Below are 21,661 nucleotides of genomic sequence, written 5' to 3'. Positions count from 1 at the left end.
GGGCGGTCGCTGCGACCCTCCATACCGACGGCCTGCCCCTGCTGGCGCTGGAGCACGCACTGCTGACCAGTGGCGCCGTGCGCTGCCAAAGCGGACTGATCCATCACAGCGACCGCGGGGCCCAATACGTTTCCCTGGCGTACTCTGACGCGCTGATCACTGCCGGGGTCACCGCATCGGTCGGCTCGGTCGGCGATTCGTATGACAACGCCCTGGCAGAGACCGTCAACGGCTTGTTCAAGGCCGAGCTGATCCACTCCCAGCGGATCTGGGAGTCCACCCAGGCGGTCGAGATCGCCACCATGGGCTGGGTCCACTGGTGGAACACCGAGCGTTTGCACGAAGCGCTCGGCTACCGCACCCCCGCGGAAGTCGAGGCGTCCTACACTCACCCCACGACGACCGCGCCCGCGCCCGTCTAACCACGGAACGAAACCCAGGGCGCTTCAGGTCGGTGCGCATGTGGTCGGCCAGTGCCCAGCCCACAACGGCTCGGGAGTGTAGGTCGATGACTATGGCCAGATACGCCCAACCGTTCCAGGTCTTGATGTAGGTGATATCGGAACACCACTTCTGGTTCGGCCGCTCGGCTGTGAAGTCGCGCCCGATCAGGTCTGGGGCCGGCGCCGGGTCCGGGCCGCTGGTGGTCGTGCGCTTCCAGGCGCGGGGGTGGCGTCCGCGCAGCCCGGCGGCCTGCATGAGGCGAGCGACGCGATTCTTGCCGACCCGTTCGCCCAGGGCGAGCAGCTCGGCGTGGATCCGTCGAACACCAGGGTTGCCGCGCAGCCGCCGGTAGGCCTCGACAATGATCGCCAACAGGCGATCATTGTCCTGATCGCGCGGGCTGGGCACCCGGCCACGTCAGGCATAGAACCCGGAGGGCGACACGGCAAACTGCTTGCACATGAAATCCACCGGATACTCGTCACGGTCAGCCCAGTCCGCGATCGCGGCGTACTTCACCGCTGGTCTTTCGCGAACCAGGACGCTACTTTTTTTGCGAACTCCGCCTCCATGCGGGCGTGTTTGACTTCCTCCCGAAGCCGGATCAGTTCCTCGCGTTCGCTCTCTGACAGTGGCTTCTCGGGACGTTTCCCGCCGGAGTCACGCGCCTTCTTCACCCATTTACCCAACGTCATCTCGTGCACGCCGATATTCCTGGCGGTCTCGGCGATGCTGTGGCCATCATCCAGGACCAACCCTACCGCGGACGCCTTGTACTCCTCCGTGAACGATCTCCTCGTCGAACCCATCACGACTTCCTTTCAGTTCAGAAAGGAATCACGACTTACCCCAACTATCCACCAAACCGGGGACGGTCCACCCTTCCGCCGGGAGTGCCCGACGCCTTGGGTTTGGAATCCACCCGCTTCATGGCGAGGGGGCGTTGGTCACCATCCGCTGTAGGGGGCGATGTCGTCGTCGGTGACGTGTCCGAGTGCGGCCCAGTCGATGGCTTCGGTGAGTAGGTGGGTGGCGGTGGTCACTTCGTCGTGGGTGATGGTCAATGGTGGGGTGACCTCGATGACGTTGCCGCGGACGGGGTAGGCGATGATGCCGAGGTGCCAGCCGGCGAGGACGGCCTTGGCGGCCAGGACCGGGTCCGGTGTCTTGGTGCCGGCTTCGACGAGCTCGACACCGATGGCCAGGCCCCTTCCTCGGATGTCGCCGATGTGGGCGGCGCCTGGTCGGTCGGAGGCTGCGTAGTGACGCAACGCCTCGGTTAGTTGGGCGCCTCGGTCCTGAGCGGCGTGGGCCAGGGCTCCGTCGCGGAGGATGTCGAGGACGGCGAGTCCTGCTGCGCAGGAGACGGGGTTGCCGATGGTGGTCATGAGGGCTGAGGCGGCGGGGGTGTCGAGCGCGGAGGCGGGGCCGATAGCGGCCGAGAGGGGCAGTCCTCCGCCGAGGGCCTTGCCGAGGGTGACGATGTCGGGGACGACGTCCTCGATGTGGTGTGCCATGAGGTGCCCGGTGCGGGACAGTCCGACCTTGACCTCGTCGACAACCAGCAGGGCGGCGTATTGGCGGGTGAGGACGCGCAGCCTGGTCAGGAAGCCGGCGGGCGGGACGATGACCCCGCCGTCGGACTGGATGGGCTCGACGATGACCGCGGCGACGTCGCCGTCTGCGAGGTGCCGTTGCACCAGAGCCATCGTGTCGGCCAGCAGCGTGTCGGGGTCGATCCATGGCCGGTAGGGGTCCGGGTAGGGCACGAGCGTCAGGTCGGGCTCGGGACTGGCTCCGGCGTCGATGTGGACGCCGGAGATGGCCATGGAGGTGCCGAGACCGCCGTGGTAGCCGTGCTCGAAGGCGATGATGCGACGCCGTCCGGTGGCGTGGCGGGCGGCGCGGAGGGCGACGTCGTTGGCGTCGGTGCCGGCGTGGCCGAGGTAGACCCGCCGGTGCCGTCCGGTGGTCGGGACGAGGTCGAGCAGCTCCTCGGCGAGGCGGACGGCGTGCGGGTGGGTGCCGGAGAGCAGGGAGGCGCCGGGGGGTGCGGCCATGGCGGCGGTGACGGCCTCGACGATGCGGGGGTGCCCGTGACCGAGGCCGGAGGCGGTCCAGCTGGCGCTGAGGTCGAGCACCTGGCGTCCGCTCGGGGTGATCAGGTATGTCCCGTGTCCGGTGGCGGCGACCTGGGGGAAGAAGCGGAGCTTCTCGACGCCGGCGATGGTGCGGGTGTCGCGGTCGTACCAGTCGGTGTCGGGGGTGGCTGTCGCGGTGGGGTCAGCGGTCATGTCAGGCCCAGGTGGATGATCTCGGCTCCGGCGAGGTAGGCGGCGACGAGGGCGGTGGCGACGTCGAGGATGGCGTCGTCGTCGGGCAGGAACCGCGGATGGTGCAGTTCGGGGGCCTCGTCATGGCCTGCGACGGTGACGCCGACGAACGACATGACAGCAGGGACCACCTCGCCGAAGAAGGAGAAGTCGTCGGCGCCCAGGGACCGCATCGGTTCGGTGACGTCGATGCCGCTGCGCACCAGCCAGTCGTCCATCCGCTCCACCAGGGCGGGGTGGTTGTACAGGACGGGCTCGCCCGCGGTGATCGTCACCGTCGAGGTCAGGCCGAAGGCCTCGGCCTGGCTGGAGGCCAGGAGTCGCACCTGGTCCTGGACGTCGCTGCGGTCCTGGGCGTCGGTGGTGCGCATGGTGGCGAGGATGCGGGCCTGGTCGGGCAGGACGTTGGCGCTGGGCTGGCCGGACTGGACGTGGCCGACCGAGACGGTGGCCGGGCGCATCGGCGAGACGGTGCGACGGACGAGCTCGGGCAGGGCCAGGACGATGTGGGCGGCGGCGGCGATCGGGTCGGCCGCGCGGTGTGGGTAGGCGCCGTGTCCGCCGCGGCCGGTGACGAGGATCTCGACCTCGTCGGCGGCGGCGTTGACCACGCCCGCCCCGGTGGCGACCGTGCCGGCGGGCACGGTGGGGTGCACATGGGCTCCGGCAGCGGCGGCGACGCCGTACCGGGTCAGCGCACCGGACTGGACGGCGTCGCGGGCGCCGGAGGGGTAGGTCTCCTCCCGCGGTTGCAGCAGCACGACCAGCCCCACCGGCAGTGACAAGGTCCTGCAGGCCCGGACGACGGCAACCAGGGCGGCCTGGTGGACATCGTGTCCGCAGGCGTGCATGGCGCCGTTGGTGGCGGCGTAGGGTGCCCCGGTGGCCTCGGTCACCGGCAGCGCGTCGAGCTCGGCACGCAGGAGCACCGAGGGTCCCTCGGATGGTCCGACGCGTCCGATGCGTCCGGTGTCGGCGAGGCGTTCCATCGAGATGCCCAGGGCGTGCTCGATCGTGGCGGCGGTGTCCTCTTCGCCGCCGGAGAGGCGGGGCTGGGCGTGCAGTCGGTGCCGCAGGGCGATGGCGTCGGGCAGCTCGGCGTGGAGCGCTGACAGCCAGTCGCGGCGCAGGTCCTCGAGGGTGTCGATGGCGTGTTGCACGGTGGTCACGGACCTGTTCCGAAGGTGGTGGTCGCCATCTGGTCCAGCCGGTAGACGCGGCGGGCGTTGCCTGTGGCGATCATCGTCGCGATCCGCTGCTGCTCGTGCGGCGGCCAGTCGGCGCCCGCCCACGTGTCCAGGGCGCGGGCCAGTCCGCGGCGGAAGAGCAGGGCCCCGAGTTGGAACAGCTCGGCGGCGCCGAAGGCGTCCGAGGAGAACAGGGCTTTGCCGAACGGGGTCAGCTCGAGGGACTCGGCGATGACCTGGGCCGACTGGGCGCCGGTGTAGGTCACGGCCAGCCCGACGTCGCAGTAGACGTGTTCGAAGACATGGGCCAGGTAGCCGGCCTCGCGATGGAAGGGGTAGCAGTGCAGCAGCATGAAGGAGGCGCCGCTGCCGCGGGCGAGGCGGAGCAGGTCGGTCAGCAGCAGCGGGTTGCAGCGGTGCAGGTCGACGTCGGGGTCGCCGTAGCCGACGTGCAGCTGGATAGGGACGGCTCGCTCGATCGCCTCCCACCATCCGTGCCGGACCAGGACCGGGTCGCTGAGCCGCAGCGGGGTCCCGGTCGGCGTGGAGCGCGTCCACAGCTGGACCGCGTCGGCGACCTCGTCCGGCGAGGGCCGGGAGGGGTCGATGTCGAAGCCGCATCGGTAGGCGGCGATGCTCTTGACCCCGACCGCGGCGCTGAGGTGGCTGTCGAGCCGGTCGGCGAAGGCGACAACGAAGTCGGCGGGGTCTCCCTCGCCGGCGACCTGCTCGGCGATGCGCTCGAGGCGGACGACCTCGCCGTAGCCTGCGGCGGCGGTGTCCCCCATCTGCTGGGGGGTGAGGATCTCGTCGCTCTTGTGGCCGGTCTCGACGAGGTAGTCGCTGATGCCGCTGGCACGGAGCAGCCGGGCGTTGACCTCGGCCGGGCCGAGCTCGGCGCGTCGAGCCAGGTAGTCGTCGGGGTCGGCGAAGACGGGAAGGTCCAGGATGGGGGCGCAGTGCCGGCGGATGGCGAACCCGAGCTGGGTGTCGAAGAACGTCGTGCCGGGCGGGGCGGCCCGGTCGGACTCGGTGATCAGGTCCTCGAAGGTCGCTCGGTCCACCGTGGCGCCGTTGACGCCGTGACAGTGGTGGTCCACTAGGGGCAGGTCGGTGAGCCAGTCCGGCATCGGGTCAGTAGGCACGGGCGTACCAGGCGCACTGCTCGGCCTCGCTCATCCGGCTGACCTCCGCCAGCTCGGTGCGCTTGATCCGCAGGTAGGTCGTCACCAGGTCCGGGGCGAACCAGCCGCGCACCACCGGGTCGTTCTCGAACAGGTCGAGCGCCTGGCCCAGGTGATGGGGCAGATCCCCGACGACGCTGCCCGCGTCGGAAGGGTCGACCTCGCCGACCTGGACCTCGGCCGGGTCCATCGCGGTGCGCAGCCCGTCCATGCCGGCCTGCAGCAGTGCCCCGAGAAGAAGCCACGGGTTGGCGCCGATGTCGGCGCCGCGGAACTCCAGGTGCAGCTGCGGTGCCGGGTCCTTGCCGCCGATCTCCACGGTGGGGCAGAGTCGGAGCAGTGCCTCGCGGTTGTGCAGTCCGAGGAACACCCCGGCCGAGGACCACTGGTGGGGCCGCAGCCTCAGGTAGGAGATGCTCAGCGGGGCGAAGATCGCCGCCAGCGCACCGGCGTGACGCAGGATGCCGGCAGCGAACCGGCCTCCGAGCTCGGAGAGCCGGCCGGGACGCTGCGGGTCGAACATCGCGTTGCGGCCCTGGTCGTAGGCCAGGCCGAAGTGCACGTGGACACCGTTGCCGGAGTGCCCGGGCGAGGCCATCGGGCTGAACGTGGTGCGGTGCCCGGCGGCGGAGAAGACGTCCCGGACGATGTCGCGCACCAGGACGGCCCGGTCGGCTGCGGCGACCGCGTCAGCGCGTCTCACGGTGATCTCGTACTGGTGCCGGCCGTACTCGGCCAGCCAGCTCTCCGGCTCCAGGCTGCTGGCCTGCATGGCGCTGACCAGCAGCGAGCCGATCGGCTCGACGGCACGGAAGTTGCGCCAGGAGAAGGGATGGTGCTCGTCCTCGACGTCGAGGGCCATGAACTCGTGCTCGAACGCCGACTCCATCGTCAGCCCGAACTCCTCGCGCAGGGTCCTCACAGACTCGCGCAGGAAGGTCCGAGGGCAGCAGGCCCACGGCTGGCCGTCGGTGGTGACGATGTCGGCCAGGACCATCGCGGTGTCCGGGCGGCCCGGGACACCGGAGATGACCCGCTCGGTGCTCGGGTCCGGGGCCAGGCGCAGGTCGCCGGTGGAGCCGAACGGGATCTGGTCCACGATCTGGCCGCTGGCGCCGATGCCGAGGTTGGCCGGCACCCAGCCGGTGGACCCGCCCGCCTTGAGGTCCTCGGTCAGGACCGCGCGGCCCTTGGTGATCGCGCACAGGTCACTGGTGGCGACAAACGTCACGGGGCTCTTCTCGAGGCTCATCCGAGGTCCTCCACGGTCAGGCGCGCGCCTATGCGTTCGGCCAGGCGCGGGGCGGCGAGGATGACGGCGAGCCCGGCCAAGCACCAGGCGCCCGCCATCCACGGGAAGTAGCTGTACGGGGCCTCCTGGCCCGCGACCTGGACGATGTAGACGTACGCGAGGAAAACCAGACCGAGGACCGGGAACACAGCCTCCCAGGACCGGATCGGGGAACCGGGCCGGAAGGTGTGCCGGATCACCCCGACCGAGGCCATCCCGTAGGCCACCACCATACACAAGGTGGCGATCGTGGCGTACCAGTAGTAGACCTCGATCGGCCCTCCGCCCAGGGCCGCGAGCAGCATTGCCAGCGCCACGGTCAGGCCGATCACGGTCACCGTGGCCACCACGGGAGCGCCCGTCTTGGCGCTGGTGCGCGCTAGCGGCGCCGGCCCGAAACCGTCACGGGCCAGCGCGAACACCAGCCGCGCGGCCGCCGCCGTGCAGCTGAGCAGCGAGGCGAAGGCGACACAGAAGGCGATCACGGAGATCAGGACCGCGAACCACGGCCCGACGTACGTCGAGCTCAGCTCGGTCAGTGTCGAGCTCGCTCCGGCAAACGCCTCCTGACCGGCGGCGTCGGTGCCGTACCCGATGGTCTGGGCGAACATCACCAGCGTGTAGATCACTCCGGCCAGCACCACCGCATACGTCAACGCCTTCGGGATCGTCCGCTTCGGATCACGGGTCTCCTCCCCCAGCGAGGTCCCCGACTCGAACCCCGCCCACGAGAGGAAGCCGAACACCGCCGCCGTCATCACTGCAGTCATCGGCGCCTCCCCCGGTAGCAGCGTGCCTAGGTCCACCCCGGTGCTCACCGGCGCTGAACCCGAGGCCACCCGCGCGATGATGATCAGGCTGAGGACGACCATGACGACGATCCCGACCATCCCGATCGCCAGCAGCGTGCGCGTCGTCACCGTCGACTCGCGCACGTTCAACGCCAACGCCAGCGCTGCCGAGACAACCACGACGACCAGCCACCCCCCGGAAGGCTCGGCCAGCCCCAGCTCGCCGAGCATGGCCCCGAAGAAGACTGCGCAGGCACCGGTGATGCACGCCGAGAAGAACAAGTAGGTGCCGAGCAGGGCGAAGCCGCCGAAGAAGCCCGCCCGGGGGCCCAGCGTCGCCCCGGCCAGCGCATACACGCTGCCCGCATGGGCGAAGTACCGGGTCAGCCGGATGAACGCGTACGCCACCAGCATCGTCCCAGCGAAGGAGACCAGGAAAGTGAACGGCACCGCCTTCCCCACCAGTCCCGCCACGCCGATGCCGTTGAGGGACATCGCCATCACCGGCCCCATGAAGCCCACCGACAACGCGGTGACCTCCCACACCCGCAGCTTGCGATGCAGCCCGGTCGTCATCGAATGGGCCGACTCATCGACCCCTGTCGCGGTGCTCTCGCTCATGCCCAGTAATGAAACAAGAGTGACGCGGAACACGTCAAGAGTTTCTACTGAAACATTTGTTACGAATCGTCGAGCGGCCGTGCGGTGCGATCCGTCGGCGGCCAACCGGGGTCCAGGAGCGTCCCCACGGCTTCGAATCGCTCCACGCGGGTCCGACCGGCTTCGCCGCGTCGCTCCGTCAGCGCCGCGACCAGCGCCTCGACCAGGGCCAATGCCGGCACCAGGGAGTCGAACGGCGACGGCGACTCGACCCGCACCGGCAGCACCACATCCGCGACCTCAGCCACCGGGGAGAGCCACGGATCGGTGAGCAGCACAACCTGCGCCCCCGCCGAGGCGACCTGCCGGGCCAGCATTGTCGTCGCCTCGTCGTAGCGGCGGTAGTCGAAGACCACCAGCACATCCCGACGCGAGGCGTCGGCCGCCAGCGCAACGCGCGAGAACTCGTCCCGGGGCACCAAGGCGACACCGGGCCGCAGCAGGTACAAGTGAGCCACGAGGTACTCGGCCAACACATGACTGAACCGGCCCCCCACGACATGAACCCGCAGTCGCAGCGAGGCCAGCAGCTCCACCGCACGCTCGAACTCACTCGGCGATACCTCCGCGAACGAGGCCTGCACCGAACCGACGAACGAATCCGTGACATACGGCAGCAACGCCTCACCGGAGCCCGGCAGCCCCCGCTCGGAGTACTGCTCCAACGGCGACCCCATCCGCGCGTGCACCTCACGCCTCAGCGACCCCTGAAACGCCGCGAAGCCCTCGAAGCCGAGCCGCGCGACGAAACGCACCACCGTCGGCGAGCTCACTCCCGCCCGCTCAGCAAGCTCGGCCACCGTCCCCAGCCCAGCGACCGGGTACATCGACAACAAAGCCCGCGCCACCTTCCGCTCACTCGCGGTCAGCGATCCCATAGCCTCCCGCGTGCGCTCCGCAACACCGAGCGGATCCAACCCAGCTCCGGTAGTCGGTGCTGTTCCCGGCGGCGACGACATACCCACTCCCAACCTCGAGGACCACAGCCTCTCAGTCCGCACTTTGCCACGACACCACCGCCACGTGCGCCGGTGCGCCACCACCTACCCCAGAACTCGAACCAGGGACTATCGCTCTAACGGTGTAAGAGTCGTTCATTTGTTACTGGTTCTCCGCCGCTGGCATGCGGTGCGAAAGGTGATGGCGAAGGCGTTGAGAGCTGGCTTCCACCGCACGGCCCATCGTGTCTGACCGGTGCCCTTGGGGTCTAGTGACCGCACGACCAGATAGAGCGTCTTCATCGCTGACTGCTCGTTCGGGAAGTGGCCCCTGGCCCGGACAGCGCGCCGGAAGCGGGCGTTGAGCGACTCGATCGCATTGGTCGAGTAGAGCACCCGCCGAATCTGAATCGCCCCGGGTTCGGTGGAGGCTCTGATTCCTGGGAAGGATGATGAGTGTCATGGCGGCACCGAGGAAGTACAGCTTGGAGTTGAAGGAGCGGGCCACGCGGATGGCGGTCGAGGCGCGGGCGGATCCGGCGTCGCGGCCGGGGGCGATCAAGCGGGTCGGCGATCAGCTGGGGGTGCATCCGGAAGCGTTGCGGACGTGGGTCAAGCAGGCCGAGATCGACGGCGGCGTGCGGGCCGGGACGACCAGCGATGACGCGACGCGCCTGGCCGAGCTCGAGCGTGAGGTCCGCGAGTTGAGACGCGCGAACCATATCTTGAAGACCTCAGCGGCTTTCTTCGCGGCGGAGCTCGACCGCCCCACCAGCAGGTAGTGGCCTACATCGATGCTCACCGCCATGACGTGGTCGATGAGCGTGAGGTCGGGGTCGAGCCGATCTGTGCGGTGTTGAAGGATGCCGGCGTGCAGATGGGCCCTACCCCCGGAACTTGGACACAGGGTGTGATTACGCGGCGGTCGGCCGCGTAGCGGCCCGGCGGGCCTCGTAGGTGGACGGGGACAGGTAGCCGCACCAGGTGTGACGGCGGCGGGTGTTGTAGCGGACGAGCCACCTGAAGACCTGCCGGCGGCAGGTCAGCTCGTCTGTCCAGCAGGCGGCGTCCTGAAGGACCTCGCGCTTCATCGTGGCGTTGAACGACTCCGCGAGCGCGTTGTCGGCGGACGATCCGATGCCGCCCATGGATTGGGTGACACCGAGCTTCCTGCACAGCTTGGCGTAGGCCTTGGAGCAGTAGACCGACCCGTGGTCGCTGTGGAAGATCGCGCCCTTGAGGCTGCCCCGGGTCGCGGCCGCTGCGTTGAGGGCGTCCTCCACGAGCTCGGTGCGCATGTGGTCGGCGATCGCCCAGCCGGCGAGCCGGCGTGAGTAGCAGTCGATCACGGTCGCCAGGTACAGGTTCGTCCCGTCGGCCAACGGCAGGTAGGTGATGTCCCCGACGTAGCGCCGGTTCGGGCGCTCGGCGGTGAAGTCCCGCTTGAGCAGATCCAAATACTTCTGCCCCGACGGCTCGGGGATCGTGGTCCGCACCCGCCGCTTCTTCGCGTAGCCACGGATGCCCTCGAGCCGCATCACCCTGGCCACGCGCTTGTGGTTCACGCGCTCACCGGCAGGGGCGTAGTCGTTGAGCTCGGCGGTGATCCGCGGCGCCCCCTGGGTGTCGTCCTCGGCATGAACGGCCCTGATCCGCGTCGCGAGCTCAGCATCTGCCCGGGCGCGCTCTGCGCGAGCGGGGGCGGCGTTGAGCCAGGCGTAGTAGGACGAGCGCTCGATCTCGACGAGCGCGCACAGTCGCTTCACCTCGAAGGTGGCGGAGTTGTCGGCGACGAACTGGAAGCGACTCACCAGCGCGTCTCCCCGGCGAAATACTTGGCCGCCCGCTGGAGAATCTCCCGCTCGGTGGTGAGCTTGGTCGTCTCGGCACGTAGCGCCGCGTTCTCGGCCTCGAGTCGGGCGATCCTCTGCTCGGGCGCCTCACCCTCGGGTACCGCGGGGCTCGGCCCTGGAGGCTTGGACTGCAACGGGCTGGAGGTCAGCGTTCCGTCGGCGGCGGTCTTCTTGCCCGTCCCGTAGACCTCGAGCCAGCCCCGCAGCGTGCCGCGCACGATGCCGAGGTCCTCGGCGATGCCGCGGACCGTGGCGCCCGGGGTGGACTCGTACAAGTCGACGGCCTGACGACGAAACTCCTCGGAGTAGTTCTTCCTGGCCATGGTTCTCGGATCATCTCGCTTCCCCAGCACCACGTGCTGGATTCAGCGTGTCCAAGAACCGGGGTCAGGCCCCGTTTGATCTTCTGCGAGGCTTCCCCAGCTATCAGAACGTCGAGTGGTTGATGAAGACTCGCGCCCCTGATCGGGGACGTGATCTATCCGCGGAGCGCGTCATCAGAGATGACGGCGGGACAACGCGAACTGAACGGGTGATTGTTCAGGCCAAGCACTGGATGTCGAAGTCCGTCGCCCCATCTGACATCACAAACACCCTTGCGGCGCTGCAGCTCTGGGAGCCACCAGTTGTTCGGACTTTGGTGATCGCTACAAGCGGGCGGTTCACCACCGACGCGGTGGCGATTGTTGAGAAGCACAACACCGATGGGAAGCTCCCGCTCATCGAGCTTTGGGCCGATAGTCGCCTCGAAACGCAGCTATCGCAACGACCGGACCTGGTCGCGAGTTACCACCTGCGCTCATAGGGTGGTCTCTGCCGTTCGGGCCTCGCTTGAAAGACGTGTGGCGACTCGTGAAGCGATCTGAGAGGCGTATCGAAGACGCGCAAGCGCAGTGGACGGGCCATGTTCCAGCGCACGGCCTGGTCTAAGAGCCAGGTCCTTCTGCCTACGTGCGTGATGCTGACTGCGGGCCGTACGCCGTGGCGTGGGGCAGTCGGTCGAGTCGCCGCCGTAGGGCGGGCCACTGCTGACGATCCACGAGCGTCCAGCTTCCGGCGGTAACGTTGGATGGCATGAAAGCTTCGGCTCCAGCCCGTCCCGTGCCGGCTCCCGGCGCTGCCGTGACGCTTCATGCGGGTCGCGGCTCGTGGCTGGTGTCTCGGCCGTGGCTGCTGGATCTACTCGTTGTGGTCGGCGTGTTCCTCTACAACCTGCCGATCATCCCAGTCTTCGTCGATGACGCCGTCGCCGGTATCGGACTGGTCCTCGTGTCGGCGGTTCTGTGCGGTCCGTATGTGCTGCGTCGTCGGTATCCGCTCTGGGTGCTGGGGGTGATGCTGCTTGCCGCCTGCGTCCAGTTGCTGCTGGGGGCTCCGCTCTTGGCCGCTGATGCGATGCTGCTGTTCGCGGTGTACAACGCTGCTACTCGGTACGTGTGGTGGGTGTCGCTGGCGGGGACTGTGGCGACGGTCGGGTGGCTGCTGGTCGCGGTGATCCCGCATCTCGGTGATGACGTGGTCGATGTCGGCCAGCTCGGGGTGCTGGTGGTGGTGACGCTGTGGGTGTGGACTTGGGGCACGCTGGTGCGGATCCGTCGGGAGCATGTCGCCGGTCTGCGGGAACGTGCGGAGCAGGCCGAGCGGGAGCGGGAGACGAACGCGCGGATCGCTGTTGCTGAGGAGCGGGCCAGGATCGCTCGGGAGATCCATGACATCGTCTCGCACAGTCTGAGCGTGGTGGTGCTGATGTCCGACGGCGCGGCGGCGAAGGTGGGCTCGGAGCCGGAGCGGGCACGGTCGGCGATGCTGCATGTGCGCGACACGGGTCGGGGTGCGTTGGCGGAGATGCGGCGCATGCTCGGGGTGCTGCGGGAGAACGAGCCGGGGTCGGATGCTCCGCAACCCGGGATCGCGCAGCTCGATGCGTTGGTGGCGCAGTCGCGCACGGCCGGTCTGCCGGTCGAGCTCACCGTGACCGGCGAGCCGGCGGTGGTGTCTGCGGGTCTCGGGCTGACGGTGTATCGGCTGGTGCAGGAGGCGCTCACCAATGTGCGCAAGCACGCCGGTGCGGATCTCACCGCTGTGACGGTGCGAGTTGATTGTCGGCCCGACGAGGTCGAGGTGCGCGTGACCGATGACGGCCGCGGCGCCGGCTCTGACTCGGTCGGTGCGAGTGGGCATGGTCTGGTCGGGATGCGGGAGCGGGTTGCCGCGCATGACGGCACCCTGTCCGCGGGTCCGCGATCCGGTGGCGGGTTCGAGGTCGTCGCGGTGCTGCCGCGGGATGACGGAGGCGTGTGATGGTGCGGGTGGTGCTGGTCGATGACCAGGAGATGATCCGGATGGGGCTGCGGATGGTGCTGGAGTCCCAGCCCGGGATCGAGATCGTCGGCGAGGCCGATGATGGCGACACCGCGCTGGAGGTGCTCGACCGGGTCGACGCCGATGTGGTGCTGATGGATGTGCGGATGCCGCGGATGAACGGGGTCGAGGCGACCCGCCGCATCCGGGAACGCGCGGAGATACCGCGGGTGCTGATCCTTACCACGTTCGATCTGGACGAGTACGCCTACGACGCCCTCCAGGCCGGCGCCTCCGGGTTCCTGCTGAAGGACACCCCGGTGGAGGAGGTCGCGGCGGCGATCCGGCACATCCATGCCGGCGATGCGGTGGTCGCGCCCAGCACGACCCGCCGTCTACTCGACCATTTCACCCGATCCCGGCCTGCCCCGGAGCGGCCGGACCCGGGCGTGCGGTTGGCGGAGCTGACACCGCGGGAGCACGAGGTGCTGGCGCTGGTGGCGCGGGGCCTGTCGAACGCGGAGATCGCGGCCGAGTTCGTCCTGGCCGAAGGCACGGTGAAGGTGCATGTGGGCCGCATCCTCACCAAGCTCGGGCTGCGCGACCGGGTGCAGGCCGTCGTGCTCGCCTACGAGACCGGGCTGGTCGAGGCCGGCGAGCACTGACCACTCCATCGCCTGCCTCCGAGTAGTGCTGGCGTCAGAGACGCGTCGGCGCGTATGCCTGAAGTGATACGCGGAAGATATGCCCTGAGCGAGACGATCCGGGCGCGTGATTTCGGGATCGTTGAAGCATGTCTTCCACGATCGTCGAAACCTCGAATCTCACCAAGCGTTACGGGCAGCGCACCGTCGTCGAGAACCTGAACCTGTCCATCCCGACCGGCAGCGTGTACGGGTTCCTCGGCCCGAACGGGGCCGGGAAGTCCACGACGATGAAGATGCTGCTCTCGCTGATCCAGCCCTCCAGCGGCGAGGTGCAGATCATGGGCCAGCCCATGACCCGCGGCACCCGTCGGAAGCTGCTGGGCGGTATCGGCTCGCTGATCGAGGCCCCGCCCGGGTATGCGCATCTGACCGGGGCGGAGAACATGCGGCTGGTGCAGCGGATGCTCGGCCTGAACCGGCAGCAGGTAGACTACGCGATCCGCGCGGTCCGGTTGCAGGACCAGATGGGCAAGAAGGTCCGCAACTACTCGCTCGGTATGAAGCAGCGCCTCGGGATCGCGATGGCCCTGGCCCGGCAGCCGCAATTGCTGATTCTTGATGAGCCGACGAACGGGCTGGATCCGGCCGGGATCGAGGAGATGCGCACCCTGCTGCGCCGTCTCGCCGGCGACGGGGTGACCGTCATGGTGTCCAGTCATCTGCTCGGCGAGATCGACAAGACTGCGAACGTGCTCGGCATCCTCTCCGGTGGGCGGATGATCTTCCAGGGGTCGCGGTCGGAGCTGATGGTCGCCTCCAATCCCGATGTCCGCATCACCTGCTCGAATCCGCACGCAGCGGCTGTCACGCTGAAGTCGTTCAGCGCCCGGCTCACCGACGATGGTGAGGTCGCCGTTCCCGGCCTGGACGATCGGCAGACCGCCGGTGTTGTCGCGGCGCTCGTCGGTGAGGGCTTCGGCATCACCGGAGTGCGCCGTCAGGAGCAGACCCTCGAAGACGTGTTCATGACGCTGACCGCTGGCGGTGGACTGTGACGGCCCGGGCGGTGGTGAACGAGTTCGCCAAGATGCGGCATCTGAGGGTCGGCCTGGTCGCGACGATCATGGTCATCGGGGTGTTGGCGCTGTCGTTGTTCGCCGTCGTCTCCAGCCCGGACTTCGACCCTGACAGTCCGCAGGCCTGGAACGCCCTGCTGGCGGGCATGTCGCTCGGCGTTCCGTTGATCTCGCCGCTGCTGCTGGCTGTGCTCGCGTCGCGTCAGACCGACATCGAACATCAGGGCAACGGGTGGCTGCTGCAGTCCACGTCGGGCATCACGCCGGGCGGGCTGTGCCGGGCCAAGTTCGCCGCGCTCGGTGTCATCGTCACCGCCGTCACGATCGTGACCAGCCTGATCGTGCTCGTGTTCGGGAAAGTGCTCGCGGGCATCCTGCCGCCGGCACCGCTCGGGCACTGGGCCGGGTTCACGCTGTGCATGCTCGTGATCAACCTCGCCGTGCTCGCCCTGCACATCCTGCTGTCGGCCAAGGTCGAGAATCAGCTCGTCGCCCTCGGCGTCGGCGTGCTCGGCTGCATCCTCGCCGTGTTCTCCCAGGGGCTGCCGCCCGCCACTGCGCACGTCACCCCGTGGGGCTACTACTCCCTCGCCCAGGCCGCCGGCTACCAAGGCGACCAGATCCAGGCCATGCCGATCTCCTATCCGAGCATCGCCGCCCTCGCGGTGATCGTCGGGCTCGTGTTCGCCGTCCTCACCGTCCGCTTCGACCGTCAGGAGGACTGACATGAGCGCCCTGTCCGCCGAACTCATCAAGCTCAAGCGCTCACTGGCCTGGCCGATCGTGGTGTTCCTGCCGATCGTCCTCGTCCTCGCCGGTGTGGCGACCCAGCTCGCCGACGGCCGCACACCGGAGAACGGCTGGCACACCGTCTGGCTGCAATCGGTCGGCTTCTACGGCCTGTTCCCCCTCGCGATCGGGATCGCGATCCTCGGCTCCCTGGTGTGGCGGGTCGAGCACCGCGGCAGCAACTGGAACGCCCTCATGAGCGGGCCGGTCGCGTCCCTTCGCATCGTCACCGCGAAAGCGGCCGTCGTCGCCGGGTTGACCGCGCTCATGCAGCTCGTCCTCCTGGCCGCCGTCATCCTGATCGGCAAAGTTGCGTTCGGGCTGCCTGGCATGCTCCCCGGCGAATACCTCACCGTCACCGCAGTGCTGATCCTGGCCACGATCCCGGCAGCGGCGCTCCAGTCAGCGCTGTCGATGTTCCTGCGCTCGTTCGCCGCCCCGATCTCGATCGCGCTGGTCGCCTCCGGGATCTCCACCGGCGCCCTCATGGCGTTCGGCAACGCCGCGCTCGTCTCGCCCTACGCCGTCGCGACTCGCGCAGCGCTGCTGGGCACCGGGTCGTTCGTCGACACCGGCACGATCACCGGCAGCGACATCACCGCGATCCTCGCCGCCACCGCCACCCTCACCGTCCTGATCTTGGCGGTCACCACCATGGCCCTCGACCGCCGTGACACCCGCATCTGACCCCCTGCTCGTCCTCGTGAAAGGAGACATCATGTCCGACCAGAATCCTCCGCAGGGCACCCCGCCGGTGCACGTCTACCAGAACAACACCGCCGCGCCGGGAGCGCCAGCGAAGTCCGCCGCCGGCAAAGGCGTCCTCTCCCTGGTGCTCGCCGCCGGCGCGATGTTCAGCGCCCCGCTGCTGCTGCTCATCCCGTACGTCGGGTTCCTGCCTGCGATCATCGCCGGGGCCGGGATCATCGTCGCGTGGTCGGATCTGCGCGGCGCCACCCACGGCACCGGTCTCGCCGTCACCGGGATCATCCTCTCGGTCGTCGCCTTCGCGCTCCTCGCCGGGGTCGCCACCGTCTGGAACGTCATCGTCGCCGACCCCGCCATCCGCGACTACGACGAACTCCACGAGGTCATCGACTACATCAAGAGCCTCGTCTTCGGCTCCTGACCCAGCCCGACCCGGATTGCAAGGAGCACGCCCGTGACGTCGCAAGTGACCGGCTCGATCCTGGTCGGGCTCGCCGTGTCGGCGGTGCTGTTCCTGCCCCTGGTGGTGTGGCAGTACCGCCGATACGGGCGCTTCGACGCGCTGCGGATGCTATGGACGACGGCCGGATTCATCTACGCCGCCGCGATCGTCGCCTTCACCGTCTTCCCGCTTCCCGACTTCACACCCGGCTACTGCGCCGCGCACGCCACCCATCCGCTTCTCGACCCGCTCCGATTCCCCAGAGAAGTCATCGACGTCGCCCGCACAGGCGGCCTCACGGCGGTGATCAGCGACTGGGTCGTGTGGGAGTTCGCGCTGAACATGGTGCTGTTCATCCCGTTCGGACTCATCGTGCGCCGCGTGTTCGAGCTGCCTCGCGGCATCGTCCTGATCGCCGCCTTCGCCACGTCGCTGCTCATCGAACTCACCCAGCTCACCGGAAACTGGGGGCTCGCGCCCTGCTCGTACCGGTTCGCCGACATCACCGACCTGTTCACCAACACCGCCGGCGCTGCCATCGGCATTGCGATCGAAAGGCTCACGCCACGCCTGCTGTCCACGAAGACTCACCTCCTGACCCAGCGCGAGCAGGCACGTCCCGTCAGCCGAGGCAGACGGCTTCTGGGGATGCTGCTCGACTTCTGGTACCTCGCCCTCGCCGTCGTCATCGGCGGCACCATCGCCTCCACCATCTATGCACTCGGCCAGGGCGGCACCGGACACGACCTCACCGCCGACCAGCTTCTCGATCTCGAACGCTGGATCTTCACCGGAGCCGCAGCGACCGCCCTCCTCGTCGTCCTCGTCCCCGCGATCATCGGCACCGGCGCATCTCTCGGGCAACGCACCGTGTATCTCACGCCGGCCGCTCACAACCGGGCACGCTGGCGACTCGTCGCCCGGGCCATCGCGGTACAGGGCAGCAGCATCATCTTCGTGGCCCTCGGAATTCCCTGGCTGCTGCTCGTCCCCGTGATCGCGTTCGCTGCCGCCGTCACCACATGCGTCACTCCTCGCGGGCTGAGCGGGCTCATCACGGGATGTCGCTTCGTCGACGCACGCGCCACCAGCACGACCGCATCCGCAGATCATGAACCGGCCTGACCGAGCCCAGACATCCGGCGAAAGATTCGCACCGATCACCGCGAGCACACGTACAATCCATCGGCCGCTCGCACCAATCGCGTACGACTGCGTGAAGCTCATCGTCGTCCGCGACGGCAGCGCGGTCCTGCTCAGCGAATTCGGGGAGCGCCCTGTCTCGTCCGGCGACCTGGTGTTGCTCGGGTCGAACGTGCTCTGTGGCTCTGAGCCGGAGGGCCACATTACGGTGACCACGCTCTATCTCGATGCCGACTATGTGGTGGATCAGTTCTTTTGGCAGCATGCCGCGATCCTGACCGACAGGTTCGACGCGGCCGGCATGGTCGAGCAGGTCTACTCCGAACCGGCGCAGATCCTTCGTCTGGGCGAAGACCGGGCGGGGATGTTGATGCCGTGGTTGGATGAGCTGGTTGCGCTGAGCGTCGAGGGGAAATACCAGGAGCGGTTCCACCGGATGCATGCGTTGTTGAAGCGCCCTGGGTTTCGTTCCGTGGTTAGACGGGCGCGGGCGCGGTCGTCGTGGGGTTGAGTGTAGGACGCCTCGACTTCCGCGGGGGTGCGGTAGCCGAGCGCTTCGTGCAAACGCTCGGTGTTCCACCAGTGGACCCAGCCCATGGTGGCGATCTCGACCGCCTGGGTGGACTCCCAGATCCGCTGGGAGTGGATCAGCTCGGCCTTGAACAAGCCGTTGACGGTCTCTGCCAGGGCGTTGTCATACGAATCGCCGACCGAGCCGACCGATGCGGTGACCCCGGCAGTGATCAGCGCGTCAGAGTACGCCAGGGAAACGTATTGACTGGGTTCAACCGGTCGTTGCAACACCTGCTTGTTGGAGTGACAGTAGCTGTTCGTTGTAGGCCTCGGCGGGGGTTCGCCATCCGAGTGTCTTGCGGGGTCGAGTGTTCAGCGCGTGGGCGACCGCGGCCAGGTCGTCGCCACTCCAGCGGGACAGGTCGGTGCCCTTGGGGAAGTACTGGCGCAGCAGGCCGTTGGTGTTCTCGTTCGTGCCGCGCTGCCAGGGGGCGTGCGGATCGGCGAAGTAGACGGGGATTCCCGTTTCGACTTTGAATAGCGCGTGGGCTGACATCTCTTTGCCGCGGTCCCACGTCAGTGAGCGCGCCAACTCGGGCGGCAGGTCGGACATCGTGTTTACCAGAGCATTCTTCATCGTCAGTGCGCCATATCCTGCCAATGCCGGTCCGTTCTTGATGGACTGCTTGTGGCGGTATCCCGCTTCACGGGGAAGATGCACGAGCTTGGTGTACCTCGTCGTGCGTTCCACAACGGTCCCGATGGCCGACCTTTCCAGGCCGATCAGCAGATCGCCTTCCCAGTGCCCGGGTACGGCACGATCATCGGCCTCGGGTGGCCGCTGACTGATGAGCGTGTCCGGCCTGACGTGCGCCCAGGCCTTGCGGCGGGAGCGTTCCCGCGGGACGCGTAAGGCTCGCCCCGTCCGTAGGCACCACACGAGTTCGCGCTTGAGCGCCCCGCGGCCTTGGATGTAGAGCGACTGGTAGATCGCCTCGTGGCTGATCCTCATGGACTCATCATCGGGGAAGTCCAACGGCAGCCGGTGTGCGATCTGCTCCGGACTCCACGCCAACGTCCACGGCCGATCGGCCCGGTGCGGCTTGTTCCGTCCGGTGAACCGCGGTGGTGTCGGCCCATCGACGATGACACCGTCGGGCCGGTGGACCTTCCCGGCCAGACGCTCCTGCACGTAGGCGTGCAGTCGCGGATTCGCCACCAATTTCGCGGTCTTGGGTCTCTTGGCCGCCAGGTCCGCTTTCCACTGCGCCACCAAAGCCCGGTACTCGTGAACGTGCCCTCGAGTGGCAACATTTCGGCGTAACTCCCGCGAGATCGTTCCAGGATCCCGACCGATCTCTCGAGCGATCTGACGGACACCCTTGCCCTGTGCTTTCGCAATGGCGATCTCCTCACGTTCAGCCAAAGACAGGTAGCGCCCGCTGGGCTTGTGCTTGATGTCGAACGGCGGCATCCCCCCAGCGTTGCGGAACCACCGAGCGCCCACAGCTGGAGCCACCCCGGCGACCGCACTGGCCTGCTCCGGCAACAGCCCCGCGGCGATCCGCTCCCAGAACACCACCTCGACATGACGCTGAAACTTCGGATGCCCCGGCGAACGAAGCTTCGGCCGAACCGCCCGATCGGCAGCCTGGTGACGACGAACCATGCAACACCTCCCAGACCACGAGGTGTTGCGACGACCACTTGAATCCGCCTTGGCTGCCTCGGCCCGAATGATCCATCGCCCCGATCAGGTCGGGACCTTCGCGTTGATGAGTCCAGATCGCCTGCCCCAGTACGTCCAGAACGAGCGGCGGCTCGTGTTGCTTTGCATGACTCCAACCTTCCCAAGGTTCGGAGTCTCCGGGCATCCCGGAACGATTCACTGTGTTAGCCTAGCAACACTCGACCACCCATAGGGTTAGTTTACTGTCAAGGGCGACGTGGTCGGGCTAGAAAGTGGGTCTCCATGTCCATCGTGCTAGCCGGTGTGGCCGCGGCTGCCACCGTTGCGGCCGGGTATTTCTTGATCAAGGGCTACAAGCCCGCCATTGTGCTGCTCCTCGTGGGTCTCTTGCTCGCGCTCACCTCGACCGCGCTGCGGCCTGGGTTCGACATCTTGGGCAAGAAGGAGACGTCCGGCTCCAGGTGGCTTGACGTGATCACCATGTTTGAGAGCGTGGCTGGGTCCCAACTCACGGGCGTCGGGCTCATCATCATGGCCGCCGGCGGTTTCTCCGCCTATATGAATAAGATCGGGGCGTCACGAGCGCTGGTGGAGATGGTCGCAACGCCAATTGCGAAGATTAAATATCCCTACGTCCTTCTCGTCGCGACCTACCTGCTCGGTGCCGTCCTCTTCATGTTCATTCCTAGCGCGGCAGGCCTGGCCATTCTGCTCCTGGTGCTGGTGGTTCCCGTGCTCACGGCGGCTCGAGTGACCCCGGCAGCCGCTGGCGCGGTAATCGTGACCGCGTCAGCGCTTCCCATGGGACCGGCGTCAGGCACATCTGTCCTAGCCGCAAAGACGGTCGGGCTCTCTCCCGTGGTGTACTTCGTGCATAACCAGCTCATCGTTGCCATCCCGACCGCCATTGCCATCGCGCTGACACACCTTTTCGTTCAACGGCATTACGATCGCCGGAGTCTGGAAACCTACGGGCAGATCGAGGTTGCAGCAGATACAGCGACGACCCCCGGCCCACGGCTGTATGGCTTATTCCTAATCCTGCCCATTGCTCTGCTGATCACTTTCAGCCCGCTTGTCAACAAACAGATCGAGCTGTCGACCGTCGGCGCCTTCGTCGCCGTATGGCTCCTCGCGATGCTCTGCGAGGTGGTGCGGCACCGATCACTTCGCCAGGCGACGGATGCGGCCGCCACTCTTTTCACGGGCATGGGCAAGATGTTCGGAAGCGTCGTCGCGCTCGTCATTGCGGCACAGATCTTTGCGCAGGGACTTACCTCCACGGGAGTCATCGACCTGCTCGTGGATGCGGGCAAGCGGGTCGGTGCGGGGGCAGTGATCATGACGGTGCTCTTTACGGCGATCGTCGGGCTGGTGACCTTCCTCACCGGTTCTGGCGTCGGTGCTTTCTCTGCTTTCGCGGGGCTTGTGCCGGACCTGGCCAAGGGGCTCGGCGCATCAGCACCCGCGATCATCACGCCCATGGAATTCGCTAGCGGGTTACTGCGCTCCATGTCGCCGGTGAGTGGCGCTGTGATCGCGGTAGCCGCCGGAGTCGGGATTAATCCGCTCGATATTGTACGGCGGACAGCCCTACCGATGCTTGTTGGAGCTGTCGTCATGACCATTAGCAGCTTGGTCCTGCTGTAAAAGCGCAAACGAGAGACGAGA

At 67.6% G+C, this 21,661-nt stretch carries 21 protein-coding genes and 3 pseudogenes; 12 read left to right on the top strand and 12 right to left on the bottom strand.

What is annotated here, in order from left to right; genetic code table 11:
* On the top strand, window positions 1-422 hold a 422-nt coding region (locus BN1187_RS14960; protein ID WP_040162501.1), incomplete at its 5' end, for an integrase core domain-containing protein.
* A 37-nt stretch (window positions 423-459) separates the two neighbouring features.
* Here the strand turns inward: BN1187_RS14960 and BN1187_RS15265 are convergent.
* From BN1187_RS15265 to BN1187_RS13640, 9 genes and pseudogenes are all read right to left on the bottom strand, one after another.
* Window positions 460-852, bottom strand: a pseudogene (locus BN1187_RS15265) (IS3 family transposase); the annotation flags it as partial.
* Between the two features lie 107 nt (window positions 853-959).
* Complete coding sequence (locus tag BN1187_RS13675; RefSeq protein WP_040162499.1) at window positions 960-1,253, bottom strand: transposase; 294 nt, start codon at window positions 1,251-1,253, stop codon at window positions 960-962.
* A 138-nt stretch (window positions 1,254-1,391) separates the two neighbouring features.
* Complete coding sequence (locus BN1187_RS13670) at window positions 1,392-2,738, bottom strand: aspartate aminotransferase family protein (protein ID WP_052462732.1); 1,347 nt, start codon at window positions 2,736-2,738, stop codon at window positions 1,392-1,394.
* Window positions 2,735-3,946 carry a M20 metallopeptidase family protein gene (locus BN1187_RS13665; RefSeq protein WP_052462731.1) on the bottom strand — a complete coding sequence of 404 codons (1,212 nt, stop codon included), beginning with the start codon at window positions 3,944-3,946 and terminating at the stop codon, window positions 2,735-2,737. The genes BN1187_RS13670 and BN1187_RS13665 overlap by 4 nt, the downstream gene beginning before the upstream one ends.
* Window positions 3,943-5,109 (bottom strand): amidohydrolase family protein, encoded by a 1,167-nt coding sequence (locus tag BN1187_RS13660; protein WP_218184667.1) that lies wholly within the window; start codon window positions 5,107-5,109, stop codon window positions 3,943-3,945. The genes BN1187_RS13665 and BN1187_RS13660 overlap by 4 nt, the downstream gene beginning before the upstream one ends.
* Window positions 5,099-6,400, bottom strand: a complete 1,302-nt coding sequence (locus BN1187_RS13655) for a glutamine synthetase (RefSeq protein ID WP_040162495.1) — start codon at window positions 6,398-6,400, stop codon at window positions 5,099-5,101. The genes BN1187_RS13660 and BN1187_RS13655 overlap by 11 nt, the downstream gene beginning before the upstream one ends.
* Window positions 6,397-7,851: an APC family permease gene (locus tag BN1187_RS13650; protein WP_082034754.1), complete on the bottom strand. Its 1,455-nt coding sequence runs from the start codon at window positions 7,849-7,851 to the stop codon at window positions 6,397-6,399. The genes BN1187_RS13655 and BN1187_RS13650 overlap by 4 nt, the downstream gene beginning before the upstream one ends.
* A gap of 59 nt (window positions 7,852-7,910) precedes the next feature.
* Window positions 7,911-8,849 carry a MurR/RpiR family transcriptional regulator gene (locus tag BN1187_RS13645; protein ID WP_082034718.1) on the bottom strand — a complete coding sequence of 313 codons (939 nt, stop codon included), beginning with the start codon at window positions 8,847-8,849 and terminating at the stop codon, window positions 7,911-7,913.
* A 142-nt stretch (window positions 8,850-8,991) separates the two neighbouring features.
* A pseudogene (locus BN1187_RS13640) lies at window positions 8,992-9,239 on the bottom strand (transposase); the annotation flags it as partial.
* 38 nt (window positions 9,240-9,277) lie between these two features.
* Here BN1187_RS13640 and BN1187_RS13635 point away from each other — a divergent pair.
* Window positions 9,278-9,610 (top strand): transposase, encoded by a 333-nt coding sequence (locus tag BN1187_RS13635; protein WP_097677346.1) that lies wholly within the window; start codon window positions 9,278-9,280, stop codon window positions 9,608-9,610.
* 132 nt (window positions 9,611-9,742) lie between these two features.
* Here the strand turns inward: BN1187_RS13635 and BN1187_RS13630 are convergent.
* Window positions 9,743-11,004, bottom strand: a protein-coding gene (locus BN1187_RS13630; protein WP_097677297.1) for an IS3 family transposase whose coding sequence is annotated in 2 segments (ribosomal slippage) — window positions 9,743-10,656 and window positions 10,656-11,004 — 1,263 coding nt in all. Because the reading frame shifts where the segments join, the coding sequence is not laid out codon by codon here.
* Between the two features lie 47 nt (window positions 11,005-11,051).
* On the opposite strand from BN1187_RS13630, the gene BN1187_RS13620 reads away from it, so the two are divergent.
* The 9 genes from BN1187_RS13620 (at window position 11,052) to BN1187_RS13580 (ending at window position 18,298) form a co-directional block, all read left to right on the top strand.
* Window positions 11,052-11,486, top strand: coding sequence for a restriction endonuclease (locus tag BN1187_RS13620; RefSeq protein ID WP_218184666.1), 435 nt, complete (start codon window positions 11,052-11,054; stop codon window positions 11,484-11,486).
* Window positions 11,487-11,755: 269 nt separating this feature from the next.
* Complete coding sequence (locus BN1187_RS13615; RefSeq protein WP_082034717.1) at window positions 11,756-12,982, top strand: sensor histidine kinase; 1,227 nt, start codon at window positions 11,756-11,758, stop codon at window positions 12,980-12,982.
* The gene (locus tag BN1187_RS13610) at window positions 12,982-13,647 is read left to right on the top strand and encodes a response regulator (RefSeq protein WP_218184665.1); all 666 of its coding nucleotides are present in this window, start codon (window positions 12,982-12,984) and stop codon (window positions 13,645-13,647) included. The genes BN1187_RS13615 and BN1187_RS13610 overlap by 1 nt, the downstream gene beginning before the upstream one ends.
* A gap of 128 nt (window positions 13,648-13,775) precedes the next feature.
* Window positions 13,776-14,684 (top strand): ABC transporter ATP-binding protein, encoded by a 909-nt coding sequence (locus tag BN1187_RS13605; protein ID WP_040162491.1) that lies wholly within the window; start codon window positions 13,776-13,778, stop codon window positions 14,682-14,684.
* A gap of 11 nt (window positions 14,685-14,695) precedes the next feature.
* Window positions 14,696-15,430 (top strand): ABC transporter permease, encoded by a 735-nt coding sequence (locus tag BN1187_RS13600; RefSeq protein ID WP_235750680.1) that lies wholly within the window; start codon window positions 14,696-14,698, stop codon window positions 15,428-15,430.
* Between the two features lies 1 nt (window position 15,431).
* Window positions 15,432-16,181: an ABC transporter permease gene (locus tag BN1187_RS13595; RefSeq protein WP_040162486.1), complete on the top strand. Its 750-nt coding sequence runs from the start codon at window positions 15,432-15,434 to the stop codon at window positions 16,179-16,181.
* Window positions 16,182-16,212: 31 nt separating this feature from the next.
* Window positions 16,213-16,623: a hypothetical protein gene (locus tag BN1187_RS13590; protein WP_040162479.1), complete on the top strand. Its 411-nt coding sequence runs from the start codon at window positions 16,213-16,215 to the stop codon at window positions 16,621-16,623.
* 33 nt (window positions 16,624-16,656) lie between these two features.
* Window positions 16,657-17,769: a VanZ family protein gene (locus tag BN1187_RS13585; protein WP_040162477.1), complete on the top strand. Its 1,113-nt coding sequence runs from the start codon at window positions 16,657-16,659 to the stop codon at window positions 17,767-17,769.
* A 91-nt stretch (window positions 17,770-17,860) separates the two neighbouring features.
* Window positions 17,861-18,298, top strand: coding sequence for a hypothetical protein (locus BN1187_RS13580; RefSeq protein ID WP_218184699.1), 438 nt, complete (start codon window positions 17,861-17,863; stop codon window positions 18,296-18,298).
* Here the strand turns inward: BN1187_RS13580 and BN1187_RS14120 are convergent.
* Both BN1187_RS14120 and BN1187_RS13570 read right to left on the bottom strand, forming a co-directional pair.
* Window positions 18,292-18,624: pseudogene (locus BN1187_RS14120) on the bottom strand (transposase); the annotation flags it as partial. The gene BN1187_RS13580 and the pseudogene BN1187_RS14120 overlap by 7 nt on opposite strands.
* Complete coding sequence (locus BN1187_RS13570) at window positions 18,572-19,969, bottom strand: IS30 family transposase (RefSeq protein WP_040162475.1); 1,398 nt, start codon at window positions 19,967-19,969, stop codon at window positions 18,572-18,574. The pseudogene BN1187_RS14120 and the gene BN1187_RS13570, both read right to left, overlap by 53 nt.
* 303 nt (window positions 19,970-20,272) lie before the next feature.
* On the opposite strand from BN1187_RS13570, the gene dcuC reads away from it, so the two are divergent.
* The gene (gene dcuC, locus BN1187_RS13565; protein WP_040162473.1) at window positions 20,273-21,640 is read left to right on the top strand and encodes a C4-dicarboxylate transporter DcuC; all 1,368 of its coding nucleotides are present in this window, start codon (window positions 20,273-20,275) and stop codon (window positions 21,638-21,640) included.
* Window positions 21,641-21,661: the final 21 nt, after the last annotated feature.

The sequence above is a fragment of the Nigerium massiliense genome (assembly GCF_000826085.1).
GTDB classification, from domain to species: Bacteria; Actinomycetota; Actinomycetes; order Propionibacteriales; family Propionibacteriaceae; genus Propioniciclava; species Propioniciclava massiliense.
Note: the sequence above shows the minus strand (reverse complement) of the source record. Positions and strands in the feature narration are given on the sequence as shown.